This is a genomic window from Gemmatimonas sp. (assembly GCF_046594945.1).
Lineage (GTDB): Bacteria > Gemmatimonadota > Gemmatimonadetes > Gemmatimonadales > Gemmatimonadaceae > Gemmatimonas.
Genome location: NZ_JBKJRB010000051.1, coordinates 1 through 19,565, shown reverse-complemented (window position 1 = coordinate 19,565; position 19,565 = coordinate 1). Strand labels below are relative to the sequence as shown.

19 protein-coding genes are annotated in these 19,565 nt (G+C 64.4%); 14 read left to right on the top strand and 5 right to left on the bottom strand.

The genetic code is table 11. The features are described from left to right. The first annotated feature begins 99 nt into the window (after window positions 1–99). From ACLL97_RS05595 to ACLL97_RS05585, 3 genes are all read left to right on the top strand, one after another. Window positions 100–576, top strand: a complete 477-nt coding sequence (locus ACLL97_RS05595) for a hypothetical protein (protein WP_411279494.1) — start codon at window positions 100–102, stop codon at window positions 574–576. A gap of 236 nt (window positions 577–812) precedes the next feature. Then, window positions 813–1,808, top strand: a complete 996-nt coding sequence (locus ACLL97_RS05590) for a S41 family peptidase (protein ID WP_411279493.1) — start codon at window positions 813–815, stop codon at window positions 1,806–1,808. A gap of 44 nt (window positions 1,809–1,852) precedes the next feature. Then, entirely contained in the window at window positions 1,853–3,025 is a 1,173-nt protein-coding gene (locus ACLL97_RS05585; RefSeq protein ID WP_411279492.1) for an NAD(P)/FAD-dependent oxidoreductase, read from the top strand. A gap of 111 nt (window positions 3,026–3,136) precedes the next feature. Here the strand turns inward: ACLL97_RS05585 and ACLL97_RS05580 are convergent, their stop codons facing one another. Continuing rightward, entirely contained in the window at window positions 3,137–4,249 is a 1,113-nt protein-coding gene (locus tag ACLL97_RS05580) for an AI-2E family transporter (protein ID WP_411279491.1), read from the bottom strand. 505 nt (window positions 4,250–4,754) lie between these two features. Here ACLL97_RS05580 and ACLL97_RS05575 point away from each other — a divergent pair. Genes ACLL97_RS05575 through ACLL97_RS05565 form a run of 3 tightly spaced genes read left to right on the top strand, consistent with a single transcriptional unit; the run spans window position 4,755 to window position 5,751 of the window. After that, the gene (locus ACLL97_RS05575; RefSeq protein ID WP_411279490.1) at window positions 4,755–4,940 is read left to right on the top strand and encodes a hypothetical protein; all 186 of its coding nucleotides are present in this window, start codon (window positions 4,755–4,757) and stop codon (window positions 4,938–4,940) included. Next, window positions 4,937–5,245 (top strand): AAA family ATPase, encoded by a 309-nt coding sequence (locus tag ACLL97_RS05570; RefSeq protein ID WP_411279489.1) that lies wholly within the window; start codon window positions 4,937–4,939, stop codon window positions 5,243–5,245. The genes ACLL97_RS05575 and ACLL97_RS05570 overlap by 4 nt, the downstream gene beginning before the upstream one ends. Beyond that, window positions 5,179–5,751: a hypothetical protein gene (locus ACLL97_RS05565; protein ID WP_411279488.1), complete on the top strand. Its 573-nt coding sequence runs from the start codon at window positions 5,179–5,181 to the stop codon at window positions 5,749–5,751. Before ACLL97_RS05570 ends, ACLL97_RS05565 begins: the two co-directional genes overlap by 67 nt. Here the strand turns inward: ACLL97_RS05565 and ACLL97_RS05560 are convergent. Further along, on the bottom strand, window positions 5,706–8,060 hold the full coding sequence (locus ACLL97_RS05560; RefSeq protein WP_411279487.1) for a protein kinase domain-containing protein: 2,355 nt from the start codon (window positions 8,058–8,060) through the stop codon (window positions 5,706–5,708). The two genes, ACLL97_RS05565 and ACLL97_RS05560, sit on opposite strands and share 46 nt — an antisense overlap. 130 nt (window positions 8,061–8,190) lie before the next feature. Between ACLL97_RS05560 and ACLL97_RS05555 the strand changes: the two genes are divergently transcribed. The 7 genes from ACLL97_RS05555 to ACLL97_RS05525 are packed head-to-tail and all read left to right on the top strand — an operon-like array spanning window position 8,191 to window position 15,260. Beyond that, window positions 8,191–9,066 (top strand): hypothetical protein, encoded by an 876-nt coding sequence (locus ACLL97_RS05555; protein WP_411279486.1) that lies wholly within the window; start codon window positions 8,191–8,193, stop codon window positions 9,064–9,066. Further along, a complete protein-coding gene (locus ACLL97_RS05550; protein WP_411279485.1) occupies window positions 9,063–9,512 on the top strand; it encodes a DUF1499 domain-containing protein in 450 nt (149 codons plus the stop codon). Before ACLL97_RS05555 ends, ACLL97_RS05550 begins: the two co-directional genes overlap by 4 nt. 14 nt (window positions 9,513–9,526) lie before the next feature. Further along, window positions 9,527–10,012 carry a GNAT family N-acetyltransferase gene (locus tag ACLL97_RS05545; RefSeq protein WP_411279484.1) on the top strand — a complete coding sequence of 162 codons (486 nt, stop codon included), beginning with the start codon at window positions 9,527–9,529 and terminating at the stop codon, window positions 10,010–10,012. A gap of 2 nt (window positions 10,013–10,014) precedes the next feature. After that, a complete protein-coding gene (locus tag ACLL97_RS05540) occupies window positions 10,015–10,893 on the top strand; it encodes a sugar phosphate isomerase/epimerase family protein (RefSeq protein WP_411279483.1) in 879 nt (292 codons plus the stop codon). Between the two features lie 3 nt (window positions 10,894–10,896). Beyond that, a complete protein-coding gene (locus tag ACLL97_RS05535) occupies window positions 10,897–12,345 on the top strand; it encodes an amidohydrolase family protein (RefSeq protein ID WP_411279482.1) in 1,449 nt (482 codons plus the stop codon). A 60-nt stretch (window positions 12,346–12,405) separates the two neighbouring features. Next, window positions 12,406–14,022: an AMP-binding protein gene (locus tag ACLL97_RS05530; RefSeq protein ID WP_411279481.1), complete on the top strand. Its 1,617-nt coding sequence runs from the start codon at window positions 12,406–12,408 to the stop codon at window positions 14,020–14,022. Next, window positions 14,022–15,260, top strand: a complete 1,239-nt coding sequence (locus ACLL97_RS05525) for a Gfo/Idh/MocA family protein (RefSeq protein ID WP_411279480.1) — start codon at window positions 14,022–14,024, stop codon at window positions 15,258–15,260. The genes ACLL97_RS05530 and ACLL97_RS05525 overlap by 1 nt, the downstream gene beginning before the upstream one ends. 1 nt (window position 15,261) lies before the next feature. Here the strand turns inward: ACLL97_RS05525 and ACLL97_RS05520 are convergent, their stop codons facing one another. From ACLL97_RS05520 to ACLL97_RS05510, 3 genes are read right to left on the bottom strand one after another with little or no spacing between them, the layout of a single operon-like run. After that, the gene (locus tag ACLL97_RS05520) at window positions 15,262–16,884 is read right to left on the bottom strand and encodes a beta-N-acetylhexosaminidase (RefSeq protein WP_411279479.1); all 1,623 of its coding nucleotides are present in this window, start codon (window positions 16,882–16,884) and stop codon (window positions 15,262–15,264) included. A 36-nt stretch (window positions 16,885–16,920) separates the two neighbouring features. Beyond that, entirely contained in the window at window positions 16,921–17,595 is a 675-nt protein-coding gene (locus ACLL97_RS05515) for a copper homeostasis protein CutC (RefSeq protein ID WP_411279478.1), read from the bottom strand. A 9-nt stretch (window positions 17,596–17,604) separates the two neighbouring features. Continuing rightward, window positions 17,605–18,828, bottom strand: a complete 1,224-nt coding sequence (locus ACLL97_RS05510; protein ID WP_411279513.1) for a nucleoside permease — start codon at window positions 18,826–18,828, stop codon at window positions 17,605–17,607. Window positions 18,829–18,966: 138 nt separating this feature from the next. Between ACLL97_RS05510 and ACLL97_RS05505 the strand changes: the two genes are divergently transcribed. Further along, on the top strand, window positions 18,967–19,353 hold the full coding sequence (locus ACLL97_RS05505; protein ID WP_411279477.1) for a rhodanese-like domain-containing protein: 387 nt from the start codon (window positions 18,967–18,969) through the stop codon (window positions 19,351–19,353). Window positions 19,354–19,565 lie beyond the last annotated feature (212 nt).

Below are 19,565 nucleotides of genomic sequence, written 5' to 3'. Positions count from 1 at the left end.
GTATCGCGACCTGCGCCGACGTTCGTGAAGGCACCGCGATATCTTTCGGCCGTACCCCTATAGAATCACTCGCGCCCCCGGGCGCGTTCGGAGGCATTTATGACCGATTCGACCGCTGAGGTCGCGCCTGACGCCGGGCCGCGTCTCGCTGTACCGCCCTCGCATATCGAGGTGCCTGTAGCCACGGCTACTGAACTCCGTCACCTTGACGGCGTTCGGAACGATCTGCTGCGGGTGCATCGCGGCCTGCTCGAGGCCGAGCGAAACCGGTTCGAGAAGGAGCACGGCCGGATCGCCAACAACAGCGCGTTTCTGCAGATCGTCATCAACGATCCCTGGTTTGAGTGGCTTCGGCCAATGGGTCAGATGGTGCTGCTGATCGACGAGCGTACGTCCGACAAGAAGCGGCCGCTGGGCAGCGTCGAGGCCACCGCGCTCTTTGAACAGTCGCTCAAGCTGCTCAAAGCCGATGCCGAAGGGGACGACTTTCAGAGGCGATTCTTCCAGTCGATTCAGAGCTCGCCGGAGCTGGCGGTATTGGTGCGCCAGGTTGCCAAAGGGCTCGCCGGGGACTGAGGACGGCCCAATGCCGGCGGGGCCACCTCGCGGGATGCGTTCCGAATTCAGGGACGAACGGCGCCGGCGCTCTGGACCTTGAGTGGTCTAGACCCCATCGTCCTTGTATGAGATGCGCAGGGCACTGGAAAGTGTGGCTCGCGCTGGGCGCTACCGCGTCGGGTGTCGCCTGTGTTGTCCCCTCGCGTCGCCCGCCCGCGGATGCGAGTGTCTCCGCAGCACAGACGCGCTCGTTTGTGGATCAGTTCGATACGCTCTTTACGCGATTCGATGAGGTCTATCCGTCGTTCGCCTTCAAGCGCGTCGATTGGCGTGCCCAACGTGCCACGTATCGCGCTCGCGCGCAGCGGGCGCGCTCGCAGGACGAACTAATTGCCGTGCTCGTCGACTTGCTGACGCCGTTACGTGATCTGCACGTGTGGCTCGTCGATCCGCGAGGGCAGGTGGTGCCCACGTTCCGGCCGGCGGGGCTGGCGAACTTCGAGCGGACGCGGTGGGAGTCGGCGATGCGTGACGCGAGTTATCTCGCGCACAGTCGCGACTTCGGCGAAGGCACCGTCGGGGGATACGCCTACCTGTATATCGGCGCCTGGAAAGATCCCGTGAGCCAGGAGGCGCTCGATCTGGCGCTGGCCCGAATGCGCGACGCCCCCGGACTGATCATCGATGTGCGTGCCAACGCCGGCGGGACCGATCAGACCGCGCTCGCCTTCGTGAGCCGCTTCACGACACGCGCCTTCGCAGCGTCGTACGTGGAGATCCGCACCGACTCGATGGTCAAGGGCATCGAGATGCCGTTGGCGCGCACGATCACTCCACGCGGGGGATGGCAGTTCACCAAACCGGTGGTGGTGCTGTCGGGACGCGGTGGCTTGAGCGCCACGGAAAGCTTTGTGGCGGCGATGCGCACCTTGCCGCAGGTCACGGTGGTGGGGGATACGACCGGCGGCGCATCGGGCAATCCGGCCACGTTTGCGCTGGGCAACGGATGGCAATTCACGGTGCCGCGCTGGCTGGAGTTCGGCCCCGATCGGCGCCCCATCGAGGGACGGGGTGTGGCGCCGCATCTGGCAATGACGTGGGATCCAGCCAACTACGACAGCACACGTGATCCGCTCATTGATGCCGCGGTGGGGTTGCTGGGAGAGCGCAATGGCCTGTACCGTATCGCTCCCGCCTCGTCGCACGGGGCCCGCGTCGAGAGCGCGCCTGGCAGCGGCGCCCTGCGCTAGCTCCCGCACGCAGCTTGTCGTTCCCGTACCCCGACACAGTCATCGTGATCGATCGCCAACCCACCGCGAACCAGCCCGTCTGGGACAACGGTACGTGGACTCCCTTCCCGTCGCTGCAGGGCCAGATCACCGCCGGCACCTGCGTGATCGGACTCGGCGGAACGGGACTCACTGTGATCGAAGAATTACTCGCTCGCGGTGAGACCGTGGTCGGACTCGACGCCGCCGACGTGGCGGCGGGGGCGGCCGGCCGAAACGGTGGGTTTCTGCTGGCCGGCGCCTACGATTTCTATCACGACGCGGTACGCAAGCATGGTCGCGACCGTGCGTTGGCGATCTATCGGGCCACGTTGGTCGAAATGCAGCGGATTGCCGTGGCGGCACCCGGAACGGTGCGCTTCGTGGGCTCACGCCGTATTGCGGCCGACGCCTGGGAAATCGGCGATTGCCAGGCGCAGATGGAGGCTATGCAGGCCGACGGCCTCGCCTGCGAATGGTACGACGCCGCTGATGGCGTCGGGCTCACCTTCGCCTCCGACGCGTCGTTCAATCCGTTGGCGCGCTGTCGCGTGCTGGCGCAGAAGGCCGTGCGCGATGGCGCGCAATTGTTTTCGCGGTCGCCTGTCACGGCGGTGCAGGGCACGCGGGTCGACACCGCGCAGGGCATGGTGCATTGCGATCGCGTGATCGTGGCCGTCGACGGCCGGCTCGAGCTGCTGCTCCCCGAACTCGTCGGCCGCCTGCGCACCGCGCGTCTGCAGATGCTGGCCACGGCGCCGACCACCGAGATCACGGTGCCATGCCCGATGTATTACCGCGAAGGGTACGAGTACTGGCAACAGTTGCCGGATGGCTCGCTCGCGATTGGTGGCTTCCGCGATCAGGCCGGCCCGAACGAGTGGAGTCTCGATGCGACGCCCACCGATGCGGTGCAGCAGATGCTCGAAACCTTCGTGCGCGGGCACTTGGGTGTGGCAGCACCCATCACGCATCGCTGGGCGGCGAGCGCCGGGTACACGGAGAGCGGTTTGCCGGTGCTGGAGCAGGTCCGTAAGGGCGTGTGGGCGCTGGGTGGCTACTCCGGTACTGGCAACGTGATCGGGGCGCTCAGCGGCCGTGCGGTGGTGGCGGCGGCGCTTGATCAGAATTACGCGGCGGTGCGCCTGCTGCTTGGTGAGCGCTGGTCGCCGGAGGTAACGCTGGGCACCGGCGCGTAGGCGATCAGGGGATGGAAACCTTCGCCGTCACCGATCGGACGATCAGCCGCACGATATGTGACGCACCCAGACGACCTGCATCTTACCTCCGGATGCCGCATCGAAGCGCACTCAGGCCGTGGACGCATCCGGAAGTGCCGCCGCGCGAGCCGGCTCGTCGCGGGCACCAAGAAACTCGCCGATCGGATGCAATACCTCGATGTGATCGCAGCAGATCTTGATGATCGACATGAGCGGAACTCCGATAAAAGCACCGGCAACTCCCCAAACCCAAAACCAGAACGCGAGTCCAATGAACAACGCCACAGAATTGAGAGCAAGCCGCCGGCCGAGTACGAGTGTGGTGACGATGTTGCCCTGAATAAGATTCACCACGAAATAGGCGCCGGGTACGAGGAGGATTTGACCGACGGAGTCGTACACGCCAAGGGCGCTGACCGTGAGTAACCCCATCAGCGCCAGCGGACCGACAAACGGGATGAATTCCAACGCCACCGTCAACACACCCCACAGCACCGGATTTGGCATCTCGAGGAACCACATGGCCGCCGTCACCATGACGCCTGCCATAAAGTTGATGCCGAGATTCGCGATGAGATATACCGAGACGGCCGATTCTACATCGCGGGCGATGCGGACCGCTTTTTTCTTGTCCTGCAGCACTGGAATGACACGAATCGTCTTCTCGAGGAACAGGTCGCCGCCGGCGAGCAGGAAGAACAACAGAAATGCGACCTGAAAGACGGCGGCCAGCATGCGTTGAACCGTCTCGGCCAGCTGGGAGGCGACTGAAGGACCCACCACCGTGACTTCAGCCGGACTCGTACTATCACTCATAACGGCGACTTCCTTCGCGGCCTTCGACGCCGTCGAGGTCGCCTCTGTAAGCGGCCGAACGACCTTGTCGACCTTGCTCCGCACTCGCGCGATGGTTGTCGGCGCGTCGCGCAGCATTTTCTGTGCTGGTCCCGACAGGGTGTAGGAGCCAAATGCCGCAACGGCGATCAGGCCGATGACGATGATCGCTGCTCCTGCGCTCGCTGGGATGTACAGCTTCTGCATTCCGCGAACCAGCGGGCTGAACAGAAAGTCAAGCAGGATCGCAAACGCGATCGGTACGAGAAACGATCGAGCGAAGTACAAGGTGTAGGCGCACGCGAGCGACGCAATCACGATAATCGCAATCGTGGCGCCGGTTGTCCGCGTGTCTGAGTCGTCGGCCATCTGTCGTTGTCTGCGAGAAGTCTTTTTCGCGTTCGCGGCTCGTCAATGAATACGAGGTGCTCCTGCACTTCGCCACGCGACGCGCGAAACCAACCCAATGCTCCGGCTTTTGTGACGCGCCTTGGCAATATACGGTTGCGAGAGCCGCGAGCAGAGAGTCGTTCCACTGACTCTCCCCTTCCTCGCTGCTGGTCGCCCCATGCGTTTCGCTCCGTTAACCCGTAACGCGCTGGACAGCCACCGCGCTCGTTGCGGCGGCCGTCCTCGGCAGTGCCGCCCGCCTGTATTCCGCTCGTGCGTCGAGGTCGCCGCGGCCGATCGCCATGCGCTACAGTGAGCTGCTGACGGCACTGTCCGCGCACCAGATCGATGCGATCGTGATCCAGTCTGGTGCGGCGTTGCGCGGGTGGCTCGCAGCGCCGAATGCGTCGGGGACGAGGCCATGACCCTCGTCGTCACGCGCCTCGTCGCGGCAGGCGTCGGCTTCGTCCTCTATGCGTAGGACGTGCGACAATCGCCAGGCAGCGGCGGAGACTTCGAGTTAGGCTCCGGCAAGTACTCCGGGACGCGCACCACCGTCGCCGATGTGGCGGGCAACACGGCCGCGCTCACCGACCGGCACGAGGTCGTCGACTTCTGGCGCGGCGCGAAGCGCTGCGTCGGGATGGGCACCACTCGGGGGGCGGGGTGATCTTCATCGACGAGATCGACTCGTTGGGCGGCCGGCGTGGGCGCACCGGCGAGCACCCCGAGAACGAACGCACGCTCAATCAGTTCCTGGTCGAACTCGACGGCTTCAGTGCGACCTCGGGGCTGTACGCCCCCCAGCGACCAATGCCGCTCGCCGCCGATGTCGAAATGGGGCGCTTGGCGCGTCTCATGCGGGGGCGAGCGGTGCTGATCTGGAAGGGCTGCGCAACGAGGCTGCGTTGCACAAAGCGGAGCCCGCGCTGTCCGGCCTGGTCTTCTGTCCCACCGACCCGCTGCACGCGGTGACGATCCAGCCGCGCGGCGCTGCGATGGGTGTGGCGTTCTTCCAGCCAGCCGCCGCGTTGCACCTTCATGCGCGTCACTACCTCCAGGGGCAGATTCGCAAGGCACTCGGCGGGCGCGCCGCCGAGGAACTCAACTACGGCAGCGCCGCGGTCACGAGCGGGGCCAGCAGCAACCTGCAGCAGGCCACACGCATCGCCAAGCAGATGGTCTACAAGTTGGGGATGGGGCAATCGACGGGGCTGATGACTTTCGATCCGGACTCCGGCCCGGTGAGCGGGACCATGCACTCGCCCATGGACACCGACGTGGGCGCGATTCTGTCGTCAGGGTATGACGACGTGATGCAGATGTTCCGCGAACGTCGTCCAGCGCTGGAGGTGCTGGCTGACGCGTTGCTCGAGCAGGAGACGCTCACGGGACATGAGGCGTCGGCCGTACGGCGGGACGCGGGAACGACGTCTCAGCGCAACGCAGACGGTAACCCGATCTTCTCCAGCATCCGCTGATACCGCGGCTCCTTACGAATCGGATACAGGAACGGCATCGCGTTCGCCACTTGCAGGAGGTCGGGGTCCCGCACGGCTATCGCACGATCAAACATCGTGTACATCGCCTCCGTATTTCCCGTCATGTAGAGCAGTCCCGCCCGCTGCGCCAATCGCGGATCGCCGTCCAACTCGCGAAGCATCCGTCGTACGGTGGCGGTGTCGCCGCGAGCGGCCGCGATCATGCCGGTGTTGAACTGCCGAACCCAGTAGTCACCACCGGCCAATGTCGTGGCGCGGGCGTGCGCCCGATCGGCGGCTTCGAAGTTACGAGCGTCCATTTCGATCAGACTCAGCACGTCGTGCGCTTCGTAAAACATCGAGTCGACCGCCACCGCAGATTCCGCGGCCATCCGCGCCTTGGCCATGTTGCGCGCCGACCAGTAACCCCACGCCATGTCACTGCGCCATTGCGACGTGGTCGGTTCCTGCGCCACGAGCGCCTGTGCGTTGGTCTCCATTTCGACCGAACGCCCCATCTCCCAAGCCACCCATCCGTACAATGCCATGGCTTGCGTGTTCGACGTCCGCTTGCGGCCTTCACGAAAGAGGCGATCCGCCTCGGCAAACTGCCAGTCGACGTGGGCCCGCAACGTGGCGAGCGCGTAGTACGGGTCCCCCAGCTGTTCGTCCAGCGACATCGCCCGTGCCGCCGAACGTTCGAGGAGGGCGCGGGCGGAATCACGCGGTGCGGTTTGATAGATCAGGGCATACGCACTCGACATGGCCAAGGCGGCCCACGCCGGCGCGAACGTCGAATCGATGGCGATGGACCGCTCGAAGTGCCCGAAGCTGCGCTGAAAGCCGCTTGGCGTGCGCAGGTTCGCCTGCTCCTGACCAAGCAAGTACTGCGCATACGCTCGTGGCTCCACCGGTCGTGTCGCCGCGAGCCGCTGAGCCTGATCGGGGGTCAGCCGCGCGCGAATGCCACGCGCGATCTCGCCGGCAATTTCGCGTTGCAGCGTGACGACATCCGTTGCGGGCCGCGAAAACGTGTGAGCCCACAGGCTTTCTGACGCGTGGTCGGTGAGCTCGACCGCCACCTGCACCTCGCCACCCACTCGCATGATGGTGCCGCTCACCAGCGCGTCGACATCCAATGCCTTGGCAATCGCGGCGCCCGACAGTGTCGAAGCCCGGTACGGCGCCACGGCGCGGTGTCCCAGCACGCGTACCCCGACATCACTCAGCACGCCAATCAACTCACGCGTCATGCCGTCGGCAAAGAACAGCTGGGTCGTATCCCCGGTTCCGTTGTCCAACGGCAGCACGGCGATGCGCTCGAAGGTGCGCGCCCCGCCTCCGAAAAACGACCGCGCCGCGAACGCCCCGGCGACCAGGAGCGCAACCACTACGGCACCTACCAGCCACGGTGACCGCGCGCCACCACTGCGAGCCGGTGAACGCAGCGACGGTGGGCGTTCAGTCGCAGGCGCTGATGTGGACGAGGTAAGTGCCTGCAGAAAACTGGCGATTGAACTGAATCGGTCGGCCGGATCTTTCGCCAAGGTGCGCCGCAGAATGCCAGCAATCTCGTTCGACACAGCCGGACGCAAATTCGTGATCAGCGGCGCGTCGGCCACCATGTGCTGTCGCGTGATGGCGTGCGCCGTGGGCCCTGTAAACGGTGGCTGTCCGGCCAGCATCTCGAACAACACGCAGCCCAGGCTGTACAAATCACTTCGGCCGTCCAGGTCGCCTTCGGCCGCCGCTTGTTCGGGGCTCATGTACAGCGGTGTGCCAACCGCGAGACCGGTCTGTGTCAGTCGATCGCCGCCGGCGACACTCACCGCGCGCGCGATACCGAAGTCGGCAACCACGGCATGTCCAGCCTCGAGCAGAATGTTCTCGGGCTTGATGTCGCGATGCACGACGCCACGCGCGTGGGCGTAGCCGAGGGCATCCGCCACCTCCCTCGCAATGGAGAGCGCATCCTCGATTGGCAGCTGACGTTCCCGTGTCAGCCGGTCGCGCAGTGACTCACCCTCGACGAGTGGCATGACGTAGTACAGCAGCCCCGCGGCCTCGCCGGAATCGAACAGCGGAAGGATATGCGGATGCCGCAAGCTGGCGGTCGTCTCGATTTCGCGCAGAAAACGCTCGGCGCCGAGGGCCGCCCCGAGTTCGGGGCGTACGACCTTGATGGCCACCTGTCGCTTGTGGCGCAGGTCCTCCGCGAGGTAGACCGTGGCCATGCCGCCTTCACCAAGTATTCGCTCGATGCGGTAGCGGTCGGCAAGGCGCGTGGCAAACTCCGGGAGGACAGGCATGGCGGGGGAATATACGGGGCGGGGTAGGCGGCGGCTGGCCCGGGTGCTGCGCGGGCCCGAGTGGAGTACAACAGTGACCGCTTCACGTGGCTAGATTGCCCCGTTGATGCCGACTCTCCAGCCTGCCGTCATGATCTCCGTTGCCCGTCGACTGTTCGAAGCGCTTGCATTGAGCGCCGTTTGTGCCGCGGCCTCCGTGTTGCCGGCGCAAGCGTCTGGCAGCACGAGGCAGAAAGCCGCCACGCCGCCGCCGCCCGCACAGAAGCTGCCCGACTTCACGAAGGTGCCCACCACCTTCGAAGGCATCTTCGCGGAGCGAAACTCCCGAGCGGTCGACGTTCTCGGCTACCTGCGCTGTCTCGAGGCGACCGTGAATGCGCTTCGCGCCGGGGCACTCGGCGGAGTGGACCGCGGCTGGTCGCTCACCTGCATCAAGCAGCAGAGCGAATGGCGCGGCATCTTCGGCCAACTCACCGAGACACCGCCGGGCATGCAGGTGAAAGTGCAGTTCGCCCTCCGCAACCCGGGCCCGACGCCCGCCTCGCGCAGCGGCATGGTGGTGCGCGATCCGGTGGACACGGTGTTGGCCAGCGGCACGGCGCGCGCGTTGCTGCGCGGCCTCGCCGCCACCGCTCCCGGAAACGGTCTCGGGCAGTTCGTGCCGGTCACGCTGGCACAAAAGAATTTCACCGAGGTCTGGTTCGTCCCCTCGGCGAACAGTCCGGAGCGCGCCGTGGTCGGCGGCGACTCGCTGATTCAGATGTCGTCCGACGGTTTGCGCGAGCTGGGACACGCGTCGAGTACGCCGAAAATGCGCGTCGTCTCCATCCCGCTGGGCGGCACGACCTATACCCTCGAGAGCAGTGAACTCTCCACGCCGCTGCTCACGGAGCTGATGTTGGCCCACCTCGCCATCGATGTGCTACCGGAAGTCCGGGTGCGCACGCGCGAGTACGATGCCATCCTTACGCGGTCCACCAGGAAGTGGACCTTCGTGAAGCGATGATCCGCTCCCTGATCATCGCCTCACTCGCAACGCTCTACTGGCAACCGCCTATGCCGATCAGTGCCGAGAAGTTGTTGCCGCCCTGTCCGAGTACGCCGAACTGCGTCTCCAGTGAAGCCACGCGTGCATCGCAGCGCGTGCCGACGGTGCCCTTCACCGATGCGCCGGCGGCGGCGTTGGCGCGCGCCAAAGTCGCGCTCCTTGCCGAACCTCGCACGACGCTCACCGCCGAACGCGATGGATATCTGCACGCGGAGTGCAAGAGTTTTCTGTTCCGTTTCGTCGACGACGTCGACATCGTCGTCGATCCGATTGCGCAGGTGTATCACTTCCGCTCCGCGTCGCGTGTTGGAGCGAGTGATCTCGGCGTGAACCGCAAGCGCCTCGCGCGCATTGCCGCCCGTCTCGCATCGCGCCAGGCGCTGCCGTCGACCACCTCGAAATAACGGAGACGCCGCCGATGTCGCTGGTATTGCGCGCTGCCACGCGGGCCGATGTTCCCCTGATCCGCGAGCTGATTGAAGGTCTGGCTGATTACGAGAAGCTGCGCCACGAATGCGTCGCGACGGATGCGCTGCTCGATGCCGCGTTGTTCGGCGCGCGCCCCTACGCCGAAGTGGTCATTGCCGACTGGGATGGCGCGTCGGCGGGCTTTGCGCTGTTCTTTCACCACTTTTCGACTTTTCTGGCGCGCCCCGGGATCTATCTGGAGGATCTCTTTGTGCGTCCGGCGTTTCGCGGGCACCGCATTGGAAAAGCGCTCCTGCAGTATCTCGCCCAGCAGGCCGTGGCGCGTGAGTGCGGACGCCTTGAGTGGTCGGTGCTCGACTGGAACGTGGATGCGATCGGTTTCTACGAGAAACTCGGCGCGCGTCCGCAGGATGAGTGGACCGTGTACCGCGTAACGGGAGATTCCCTGACGCATCTCGCCAACGGAGAAGTCTGATCATGCACCCGTCTTCTGCTGGTCCATCGGCGCTCTCGCGTCGTGAGGTGCTGCAGCTGTTCGCCGCCGGTGTGGCCGGCAGCGCCGGGTGGCCCGCGTTGGTCCAGGCGGCGTCGGGTGACGTCGTGAATCGTCGTCGTATCGGCCGCATCGGGTTGCAGCTGTATACCGTTCGCAGTGCGCTGTCGAAGGATATCGAAGGCACCATAGCCGCCGTTGCCGCCGCCGGTATCACCGAGCTCGAATTCGCGGGCTATTACGACAAATCGCCGGCGTGGTGGACGGAACTGCTGAAACAGCACGGACTCATTGCCCCCGCGACTCACGAAGCGCTGCCCGCCACGGACGACGGGTGGCCGGTGATCTTCGATCGCGCCAAGGGGATGGGGCACGACATCGTGATTGTGCCCTTTGTCGGCAACAACTATCGCGGCCCACGCGACAATTGGCTGCGTCTCACGGAGCGGCTCAACACGGGCGCGCAGAAGGCCAAGGAGGCTGGGCTTCAGTTCGCGTATCACAATCACGACTTCGAGTTCGCGCCCGTTGATGGCACTACCGGCTATGACATCCTCACGTCGCAGACCGATCCGTCGTTGGTGAAACTCGAGCTCGATCTGTACTGGGCGGTGAAGGCGGGGCACGATCCGCTGGAGATCATGACCAAGCACGCGGGTCGCGTGATCTGCTGTCACGTGAAGGACGCGAGCGCAGCGCCGGAGCGGAAGATGCTCGACGTGGGGGCCGGTACGATCGACTTCAAGACCCTGCTCGCGAAGGGCCGCGCGCTCGGCCTCACGCACTGGTTCATCGAACACGACCAGCCCACCGATCCGCTGGCGTCGATCCGCGCCAGTGCCGCCGCGATGCTGAGGTACTGAGAAATGCCCCGGTTCTCAGCGAAGATCGCGTGCGCCGCGTTGTGTTTGGCGGTGGCAGAACCCGCGGCGGCACGTCCCGTGAGAGCGCAGCGCGCACCGGTGGGACCCGCTACGCGCTCGTACGTGAAGGTGGATACGAACGTCTTGGCGCTCACGAACGTGCGGGTGATCGACGGCACCGGGGCCGCGGCACGCGACGGGCAGACGATCATCGTGCGCGATGGGCGTATTGCGGCCGTCGGTGCGGCGGGCACCGTGGCCGTGCCAGCGGGCGCGCAAGTGATGGATCTCATGGGCAAGAGCGTGATACCGGGTCTGGTGATGGTTCACGAGCACCTCTACTATCCCGTCGGCGCCGGCACCTACGGCAATCTCACCGAGAGTTTCTCGCGCCTGTATCTCGCCGGCGGTGTCACCAGCATGCGCACCGGCGGCAACATGAATGGCTTTGCCGAGCTGCTGATTGCCAAGGCGATCGCGCGGGGCGAGAAGCCGGGGCCATGGATCGACGCCACCGCGCCGTATCTCGAAGGGCCCGGAATGGGCTTTAATCAGGTCACCATCCTGCGAGACTCGAGCGACGCCCGGAAGCTGGTGGAGTACTGGGCCGATCAAGGCGCGACGTCGTTCAAAGCGTACATGAACATCACGCGCGACCAGCTCAAGGCGGCGGCTGATGCCGCGCACCAGCGCGGTCTCAAGATCACAGGGCATCTTTGTTCGGTGACCTATCGGGAAGCGGCCGACGCCGGTATCGATGATCTCGAGCACGGCTTCTTCGCCATGAATGATTTCGTGCCCGGCAAGAAGCTCGATACCTGCAGCGGTCGCGGCGGCGCCGCGCAAAGCATGCTGGCGCAGGCCGACCCGGAGAGCGCCGAGGTGCAGGCGCTGTTCACGTATCTCATCCACAAGAACATCGCGGTCACGAGTACGCTCACGATCTTCGAGACGTTTACGCCGGGCCGGCCCATGCCGCCAGGCACCGACGTGCTCATCGAGCCGCTGCGTGAGCAGTTTGCGCAGCGCTATGCGGCGACGCAGCGCAACGCGCAGTCGGTGTATACGAAGGCGTTTCCCAAAGGGATGGCGATGGAGCGCGCGTTCGCCAAAGCCGGCGGTACGCTCATCGTGGGCACCGATCCCACCGGTGGTGGGGGCGTGATTGCCGGCTACTCCAATCAGCGCGCGCTCGAACTCCTGGTGGAAGCCGGATTCTCGCCGCTGGAAGCGATCCGCATCGGCACGCTGAACGGTGCGAACTACTTGGGCCGCGGTGCACTGACGGGATCGATCGTGGCGGGCAAGCTGGCCGATCTCGTGGTCATCGACGGAAATCCGGCCGCTAACATCGGCGATATCCGAAAGGTGCAGCTGGTGTTTCGCCAGGGTGTGGGCTATGACCCCGCGGTCCTGATCGAATCGGTGAAAGGAAAGGTCGGCTTGTGGTAGTCGCGTAGCGCTGTAGCTTCGCCAGACGCACCTCCGTCCCCCCGCTTGCCGGAGCCGTTCATGGGCGAAGCAACGATCATTCGCAGTCCGTATCCCGACCTCGATATTCCCGACACGCCGCTCGTGCCTTTCGTGCTCGAGCGTGTGTCGGAGTTCCCCGACCACCTCGCGATCGTGTGCGCTGTCACGGGACAGAGCTACACCTATGCGCAGCTGGCCGATGCGGTACATCATGTGGCGGCCGGTCTGTACGCGCACGGCATCCGGAAGGGCGATGTCGTCGGGCTCGTGAGTCCGAACCTCCCGGATTTCCCTGTCGTATTCTATGCGGCCGCTTCGATTGGCGCGATCTGCTCCACGGTGAATCCGATCGCGACGGCGGAAGAAATTGGTGCGCAGTTTGCCGACAGTGAAGCGCTGATGATCGTCACGATACCCGACTTGTTCGAGAAGTGCTCGGCTGCGGCGCGACTCGCCAGCACCGTCCGCGAAATCGTCGTGTTCGGTGAAGCCGAGGGCGCGACACCCTATCGCGAGCTGTTTGCGCACGGCCGCACGCCTCCTGTGGTCGAGATCGATCCCGCGACGGATGTGGCCGCACTGCCGTACTCCAGCGGCACGTCAGGCATCCCGAAAGGCGTGATGCTGACGCATCGGAACATCGTCGCCAATCTGCTTCAGATGCAGGCCATCACCGAGGTGATCGGCAGCGACAGTCGCGTGCTCGGCGTCCTGCCATTCTTTCACATTTACGGCATGGTCGTGGTCATGGGCGGCGCGCTGCGACAGGGCGCGTGCATCGTCTCACTGCCGCGCTTTGATCTCGAGCAGGTGCTCAGCGTGCTGCAAGACCACAAGGTCCGCATGGCGAACATCGTGCCGCCGATCCTGTTGGCGTTGGCCAAGCATCCAATCGTGGCGAACTACGACCTGTCGCATCTCAAGTACCTGTTCAGTGGCGCGGCGCCACTCGGTGCGGAGCTCGCGTCGGCGTGCCAAGAGCGGTTGGGACTGACGGTACGTCAGGGGTACGGTCTGACCGAGACCAGTCCGGTCACGCACTTCCATCCAATGGACGACCACCGCGTCGTGCTGGAGTCAGTCGGCCCGTCGGCGCCGAACACCGAATGTCGGTTGGTCGATCCTGCCACCGGTCACGACTGCGCACCCGGCGAGCCCGGTGAGCTGTGGATGCGTGGTCCGCAGGTGATGAAGGGGTACTTCAACAAGCCCGAAGCTACGGCCGCCTGCATGACGAGCGATGGTTGGTTCAAGACCGGCGATATCGCGGTGGTCGATGAGCAGGGATGGTATCAGATTGTCGATCGCGTGAAGGAACTCATCAAGTATAAGGGACTGCAGGTCGCGCCGGCCGAACTCGAGGCGCTGCTGCTGGGGCATCCGTCGATCGCGGATGCGGCAGTGATTCCCGTGCCGGATGCCGATGCTGGCGAGATCCCGAAGGCATTCGTCGTGTTGCGCGCACCGCTCACCGCCGACCAAGTCATGGTGTTTATCGCCGAGCGCGTGTCGTCGTATAAGAAGGTGCGCCAGGTCGAGTTCGTCGATGTGATTCCCAAGTCGCCATCGGGCAAGATTCTGCGGCGGCTGCTGGTAGAGCAAGAGCGCAAGCGCGTGGCCGCTATTTCTCCCTCCTCTCACCCCTCGCACAAGTAATGTCTTCTCCTCGCCTTGGCATCGGTTTCATCGGATCCGGATTCAACGCGCGCTTTCACATGCAGGGCTTTCGGCAGGTGCGTGATGCCGACGTGCTCGGCGTGTGGAGTCCCAACGCGAAGAACGCCGCCTCAGCCGCGAAGTACGCCCGCGAACTCGATATCGGCGAATGCAAGGCCTACCGGTCGATCACCGAAATGGTGTGCGATCCCGCGATCGACGCGATCTGGTTGAACGGACCCAATCACGCGCGCATCGAGAACGTCGAAGAAGTCTGTGCGGCCGTGACGTCGGGTAAGGCGACGCTCAAGGGCATTGCCTGCGAGAAGCCGCTCGGTCGCACGGTGGCCGAAGCGAAGCACATTCTCAAGTTGGTGGAGAAGGCCGGCATCATGCACGGGTATCTCGAGAATCAGTACTTCTCGCCACAGGTCAGCGTCGGCCACAACCTGATCTGGAAGCGTGGGGCCGCGAACACGGGTCGCCCGTATCTCGCGCGCGCGGCCGAGGAGCATAGCGGTCCGCACGGCCCGTGGTTCTGGAATGGCCAGCAGCAGGGCGGCGGCGTGTTGAACGACATGATGTGTCATTCGGTGCTCGTGGTGCGACAGCTGCTCACGCCCCCAGGCGAGTCGCTCACGACGCTCGTGCCGAAGCGCGTCACGGGCCACATTGCGTCACTCAAATGGTCGCGCAAGGAGTATGCGGCGCAGCTCAAGAAGACGATGGGCGTCGATTATCTCAAGAAACCATCCGAAGACTTTGCCAGTGTGACGATCGAATTCGAAACGCCCGACGGCGGGATGGCGATCGGCGAAGCCACCACCAGCTGGAGCTTCGTCGGACCCGGTCTGCGACTCAGCGCCGAGCTGCTTGGACCGGAATACTCGATGAAGTGGAACTCGCTCGAATCAGGGCTCGACCTGTTCTTCTCGCGCGCCGTAAAGGGGAAGACGGGCGAGGATATCGTCGAGAAGCAGATGGCGGAAACGGGCCAGATGCCCGTGGTGGTGAACGAAGCCATCGCCTACGGTTACGAAGCAGAAGACCGCCACTTTGTGCGCGCCTTCCTGGGCAAGGAGAAGCCAGCCCTCACGTGGCACGACGGACTCGACGTCGTCAAGCTGCTTATGACGGCCTACATGAGTGCGGAGCAGGGCAAGACCATCGCATTCCCGCCCCGCAACATCGACAAATTTGTGCCGCAGGTGGCGCAGGGCACGTGGAAGCCGCGGTAAATCACTTCCGATAATTCACATCAAGGGCGTCCAGCCGCGCGAGATGCGTGGGCAGGCGCCCGCTGAAGTCTGCGAAGTCCCGCCGCACCTTCGCGCTCCACAGCACTTCCGACAGGGCCACCATGCGGGGGTAGGCCATGTACTCCACCTGCTTGGCGTTGGGCATGTACTCGGTCCACAGCTGCGCCTGCGCGCCAAGGATGTGTTTGGCCTCGCGTGCCGACAGTTGCGGAGGCACGGGCTCGAAGGCATAGACACTGTCGATCGGTGTGAAGCCGCCGATCGCCAGCGGCTCCTTCGTTTTGTCGCGCGACTGGTAATGATCGAAGTACGTATGACTGCCCGGCGCCATCACGACATCGTGATTGGCTTTCGCCGCGGCAATGCCGCCGTCCATGCCGCGCCAGGACATCACCGTCGCGTTCTCGGCCAGTCCGCCTTCGAGGATCTCATCCCAGCCGATCAGGCGTCGGCCGCGCGCCGTGAGGAACGTGTCCATCTGCCGGATGAACCAGCTCTGCATCTCGTGCTCGTCCTTGAGACCGAGTGCTTTGATTCGGGCTTGAATCTGCGGATTCGCTTTCCACTGTGCCTTGCCCGCTTCGTCGCCGCCAATGTGGATGAACGGCCCAGGGAAGAGCGCCAGCACTTCGGTGAGCACATCCTGCATGAACGTCACCGTGCTCTCGGTGGGGTTGAGGATGAAGTCGCTGACGCCCCACAGCTGCAGGACGCCAGGGCTGGAGTCTGGCCTGCTCGACAGCTGCGGGTACGCGTGAATCGCCGCCTGCGCATGCCCCGGCATCTCGATCTCCGGAACGACCGTGATCATACGCTCGGCCGCATACGCCACGACCTCGCGCACGTCGTCCTGCGTGTAAAAGCCGCAGTGGCGCTTGCCATCGAACACGCGCTGCGTCGGGTCCGACACATACGGGCCAACGAGCGTCTGCTCGCGACAGGATCCGATCGCCGTTAGCAGCGGATACTTCTTGATCTCAAGGCGCCATCCCTGATCTTCCGTGAGGTGCCAGTGAAAGCGATTCATTTTGTGACGCGCCAGCAGGTCGATGTACTTCTTGACGAACTCCTTCGATTCGAAATGCCGCGCCACATCGAGGTGCGACCCCCGCCACGAAAAGCGCGGTGCGTCTTCCACATGGACGGCCGCGGCGCGCCACACCGTGGTGCCCAGTGGCGCATCGCGATAAATCGCCGCCGGCAGCAATTGTTTGAGTGTTTCGAGCCCGTAGAACGCACCGGCCGGCGCGCTCGCCTTGATCACCACCCCGCTAGGTGACACATCGAGCGAATAGGCCTCGGGGCCAAGCGCTGGTGTGCGAACGAGCGCGATTCCGCCAGCCGCCGCGCTCCCCGCCGTCGCGCGGCGCACGACCATGAGATCGAAGCCGGTTGGATTTGCTACGTCGCGCGCAAACCGTCGCGCGACGCCCGTGAATGCCGCGTCGGTGTGCACGACGGTTCGCGCGGTCAGCGTGAACGCGCCTCGCTTCGGCGTGAGCACCACCGGCCGCGGGATGATCGCGTACGTACTGCTGTCTACCGGCATGGCGCGCGCGGTCGCGGGCCGTATCAGCAGGACGGCTAAGATCAGCAAGCGCATGGAGTCGTTCCCTCGGATCAAGTTGCTTCTCACCTTTTACTTCGCTGTCTCCCACGCCCGCACGAGGTCCCGGATAATTGCGGGATCGGTGGCGCGTGCGTGAACCTCACGCACGTCGCTCTGTTCAATAATGCGATGCACGTTGTCGGCGCGGACGCCGCCGCCGGCCAACACGACCAGCTGACTGCCGGCCCGCGCCTGAAGCGCCTTCAGGTTCGATGTCCCGTGTAGTGCTGTGCGACTATGCCCCGACGTGAGGACGTAATCGACGCCGTGCATCAGTAGGTGGTCGAGGGCGTCGAAAGCATCGGGCGTATGATCAAACGCCCGATGAAAAGCCACCTTCATCGGGCGGGCCACCGCCACGAACTCGGCGAGCTGTTGCGCATCAACCGTGTTGTCGCTGTGCAGCGGACCGAGCACGATGCCGTCGACCCCGAGCGACTTCGCGGCCACGATGTCGCTGCACATCACGACCACGTCGTCGTCGTCGTACCGAAAACTGTTCGTGTGCGGCCGGATCATCACGTGCAACGGGATGCGGAGTTCATCCCGGCAGCGGACGATCAGGCCGAGCGACGGCGTGGTGCCACCGGTGCCAGGACCGCAGAGTTCCACTCGGCCGGCACCATATTGCTGGGCGGCGCGTGCGGTATATACGGAATCACAGCAGGCTTCCACCAATGGCGGCACGGACGCTGGCGGAGTCATGCGTTGGCGTCAGGACGCCGCCGCCGCCGAGCGCTCGACGCTGGCAGACGGACGGAAGAGGAGCAAGAACATGACGAACACCACGACGGCGCCGATTGCCGCTACTTGCCATACCTGCAGCCAGTCGTGCGAGGTGACGCCCGTGGTGCTGCTCGCGTAGCGGTTCACGACACGGCCCGACACCGCTGCGCCGACGAAGTAGCCCAAGCCGTTCGTGACGAGGTTCAGGAAACCCTGCGCGGCGGCGCGCACTTTCGGTCCGGCCACTTCGTCGGTGTAAATCTGCCCCGCCACGAAGAAGAAATCGTAGGACACGCCGTGCAACAGAATGCCCGCATAGATGAGCCACATGCCCGTGCCCGCGTCGCCGCGGCTGAAGGCGAAGTACCGCAGACCCCACGCCAGCATGCCGACCAGCATGATCCACTTGATGCCGAGCTTGCGCAGCGCGAAGGGCAGGAGGAGCATGAAGCCCACCTCCGACGCTTGGCCGAAGGACATGATGCCCGCCGCATTCGGCACGCCGATCTCGTTCATGAAGGGGTTGGCGAACGCGTAGTAGAACTGCAGCGGGATGCAGAGCAGGAACGAGCCGAGTATGAAGACCACGAAGTCGGGACGCTTCAGGAGCTGCAGGGCATCAAGGCCGATGGCATCGCGCAGGCTGAATGGCGCGCCGGCAGCGCGGGGCGGGGTGTGCGGCAGCAGGAACGAGAACAGGCCTAATGCGATCGAGCCGGCGGCCGAGATCTGCATCGGCACCGCCAGCTTGTCGGCGTGCAACACAAAGCCCACCAGAATGCCGGAGGCCACAATCCAGCCGATCGTGCCAAACACGCGAATGATGGGGAAATCGCGCGTCGAGTCCTTCACATTGTGCAGCGAGATCGAGTTCGTGAGTGACAGCGTGGGCATGTAGCAGAACGCGTACGCCAAGAGCAGCGGATAGAAGCCGCTCCATTCGGTTTGCTGCGACATCAGGTACATGAACACGGCGCCGATGAGATGCAACGCCGCCAGCAGCTTTTCGCTGGCAAAGAACCGATCGGCCACGATGCCCATGAAGAACGGCGACACAATGGCGGCGATTGCCGTGGCGCCGTAGGCGGCACCGATTTGGGTGTCGGTGAAGTGCAGCGTCTGCCCGAGATACGTGCCCATGGTCACAAACCATGATCCCCAGACGAAGTACTGGAGGAACATCATGATCGACAGGCGTCCCTTCGTTCCCATCACTGCAGCTCCCGGAGGCGGGTGTGTCGGAATGCGACGCGGCCGCCATAGTCCACCGGCTGGGACCAGACGCGACAATCGCGACCCAATGGTATGGCCGGTGCTGGATATGCGGAAGGTACGAGGCCACCTTGAGGCATGGACCACTCCCCCGGATTTCTCGCCCACGTCGAGGGCCGTCGCCCGAACGTGCATGAAGTGTCGATTCCCGAGACACTGGCCACGCTACAGTCCGACACCGCCGCCGTGTTGATCGATGTGCGTGAAGATCGCGAATGGAATGCCGGACATGCAACGGCGGCTATTCATGTGGCGCGCGGCGTGATCGAGCGTGATATAGAAAAGCTCGTCCCGGACCCCGCCACACCGCTGTACCTGTACTGCGGTGGCGGTTTTCGCTCCATCCTGTCAGCCGACTCGTTGCAGCAGATGGGCTACACCAACGTCCATTCAGTGATCGGTGGATGGCGCGGATGGCAGGAAGCGGGCGCACCAGTAACGATGCCGGGCCTCGCCACGCCGTAGTCTGGATGGCCGTGGCACCGGACATGCAAGAGGAAGAATCACACGCGGCGCGCTCGCGCGTCGCACTACGAATCCTGTTTCGGAGCCAACGCTATGTCACTGTTGTGGACTGCTATCATCGGGCTGATTGCTGGCGCACTCGCCAAGGCGATCATGCCGGGCCGTGATCCGGGCGGCCTCATCATCACCATGCTCCTCGGCGTGGCCGGCGC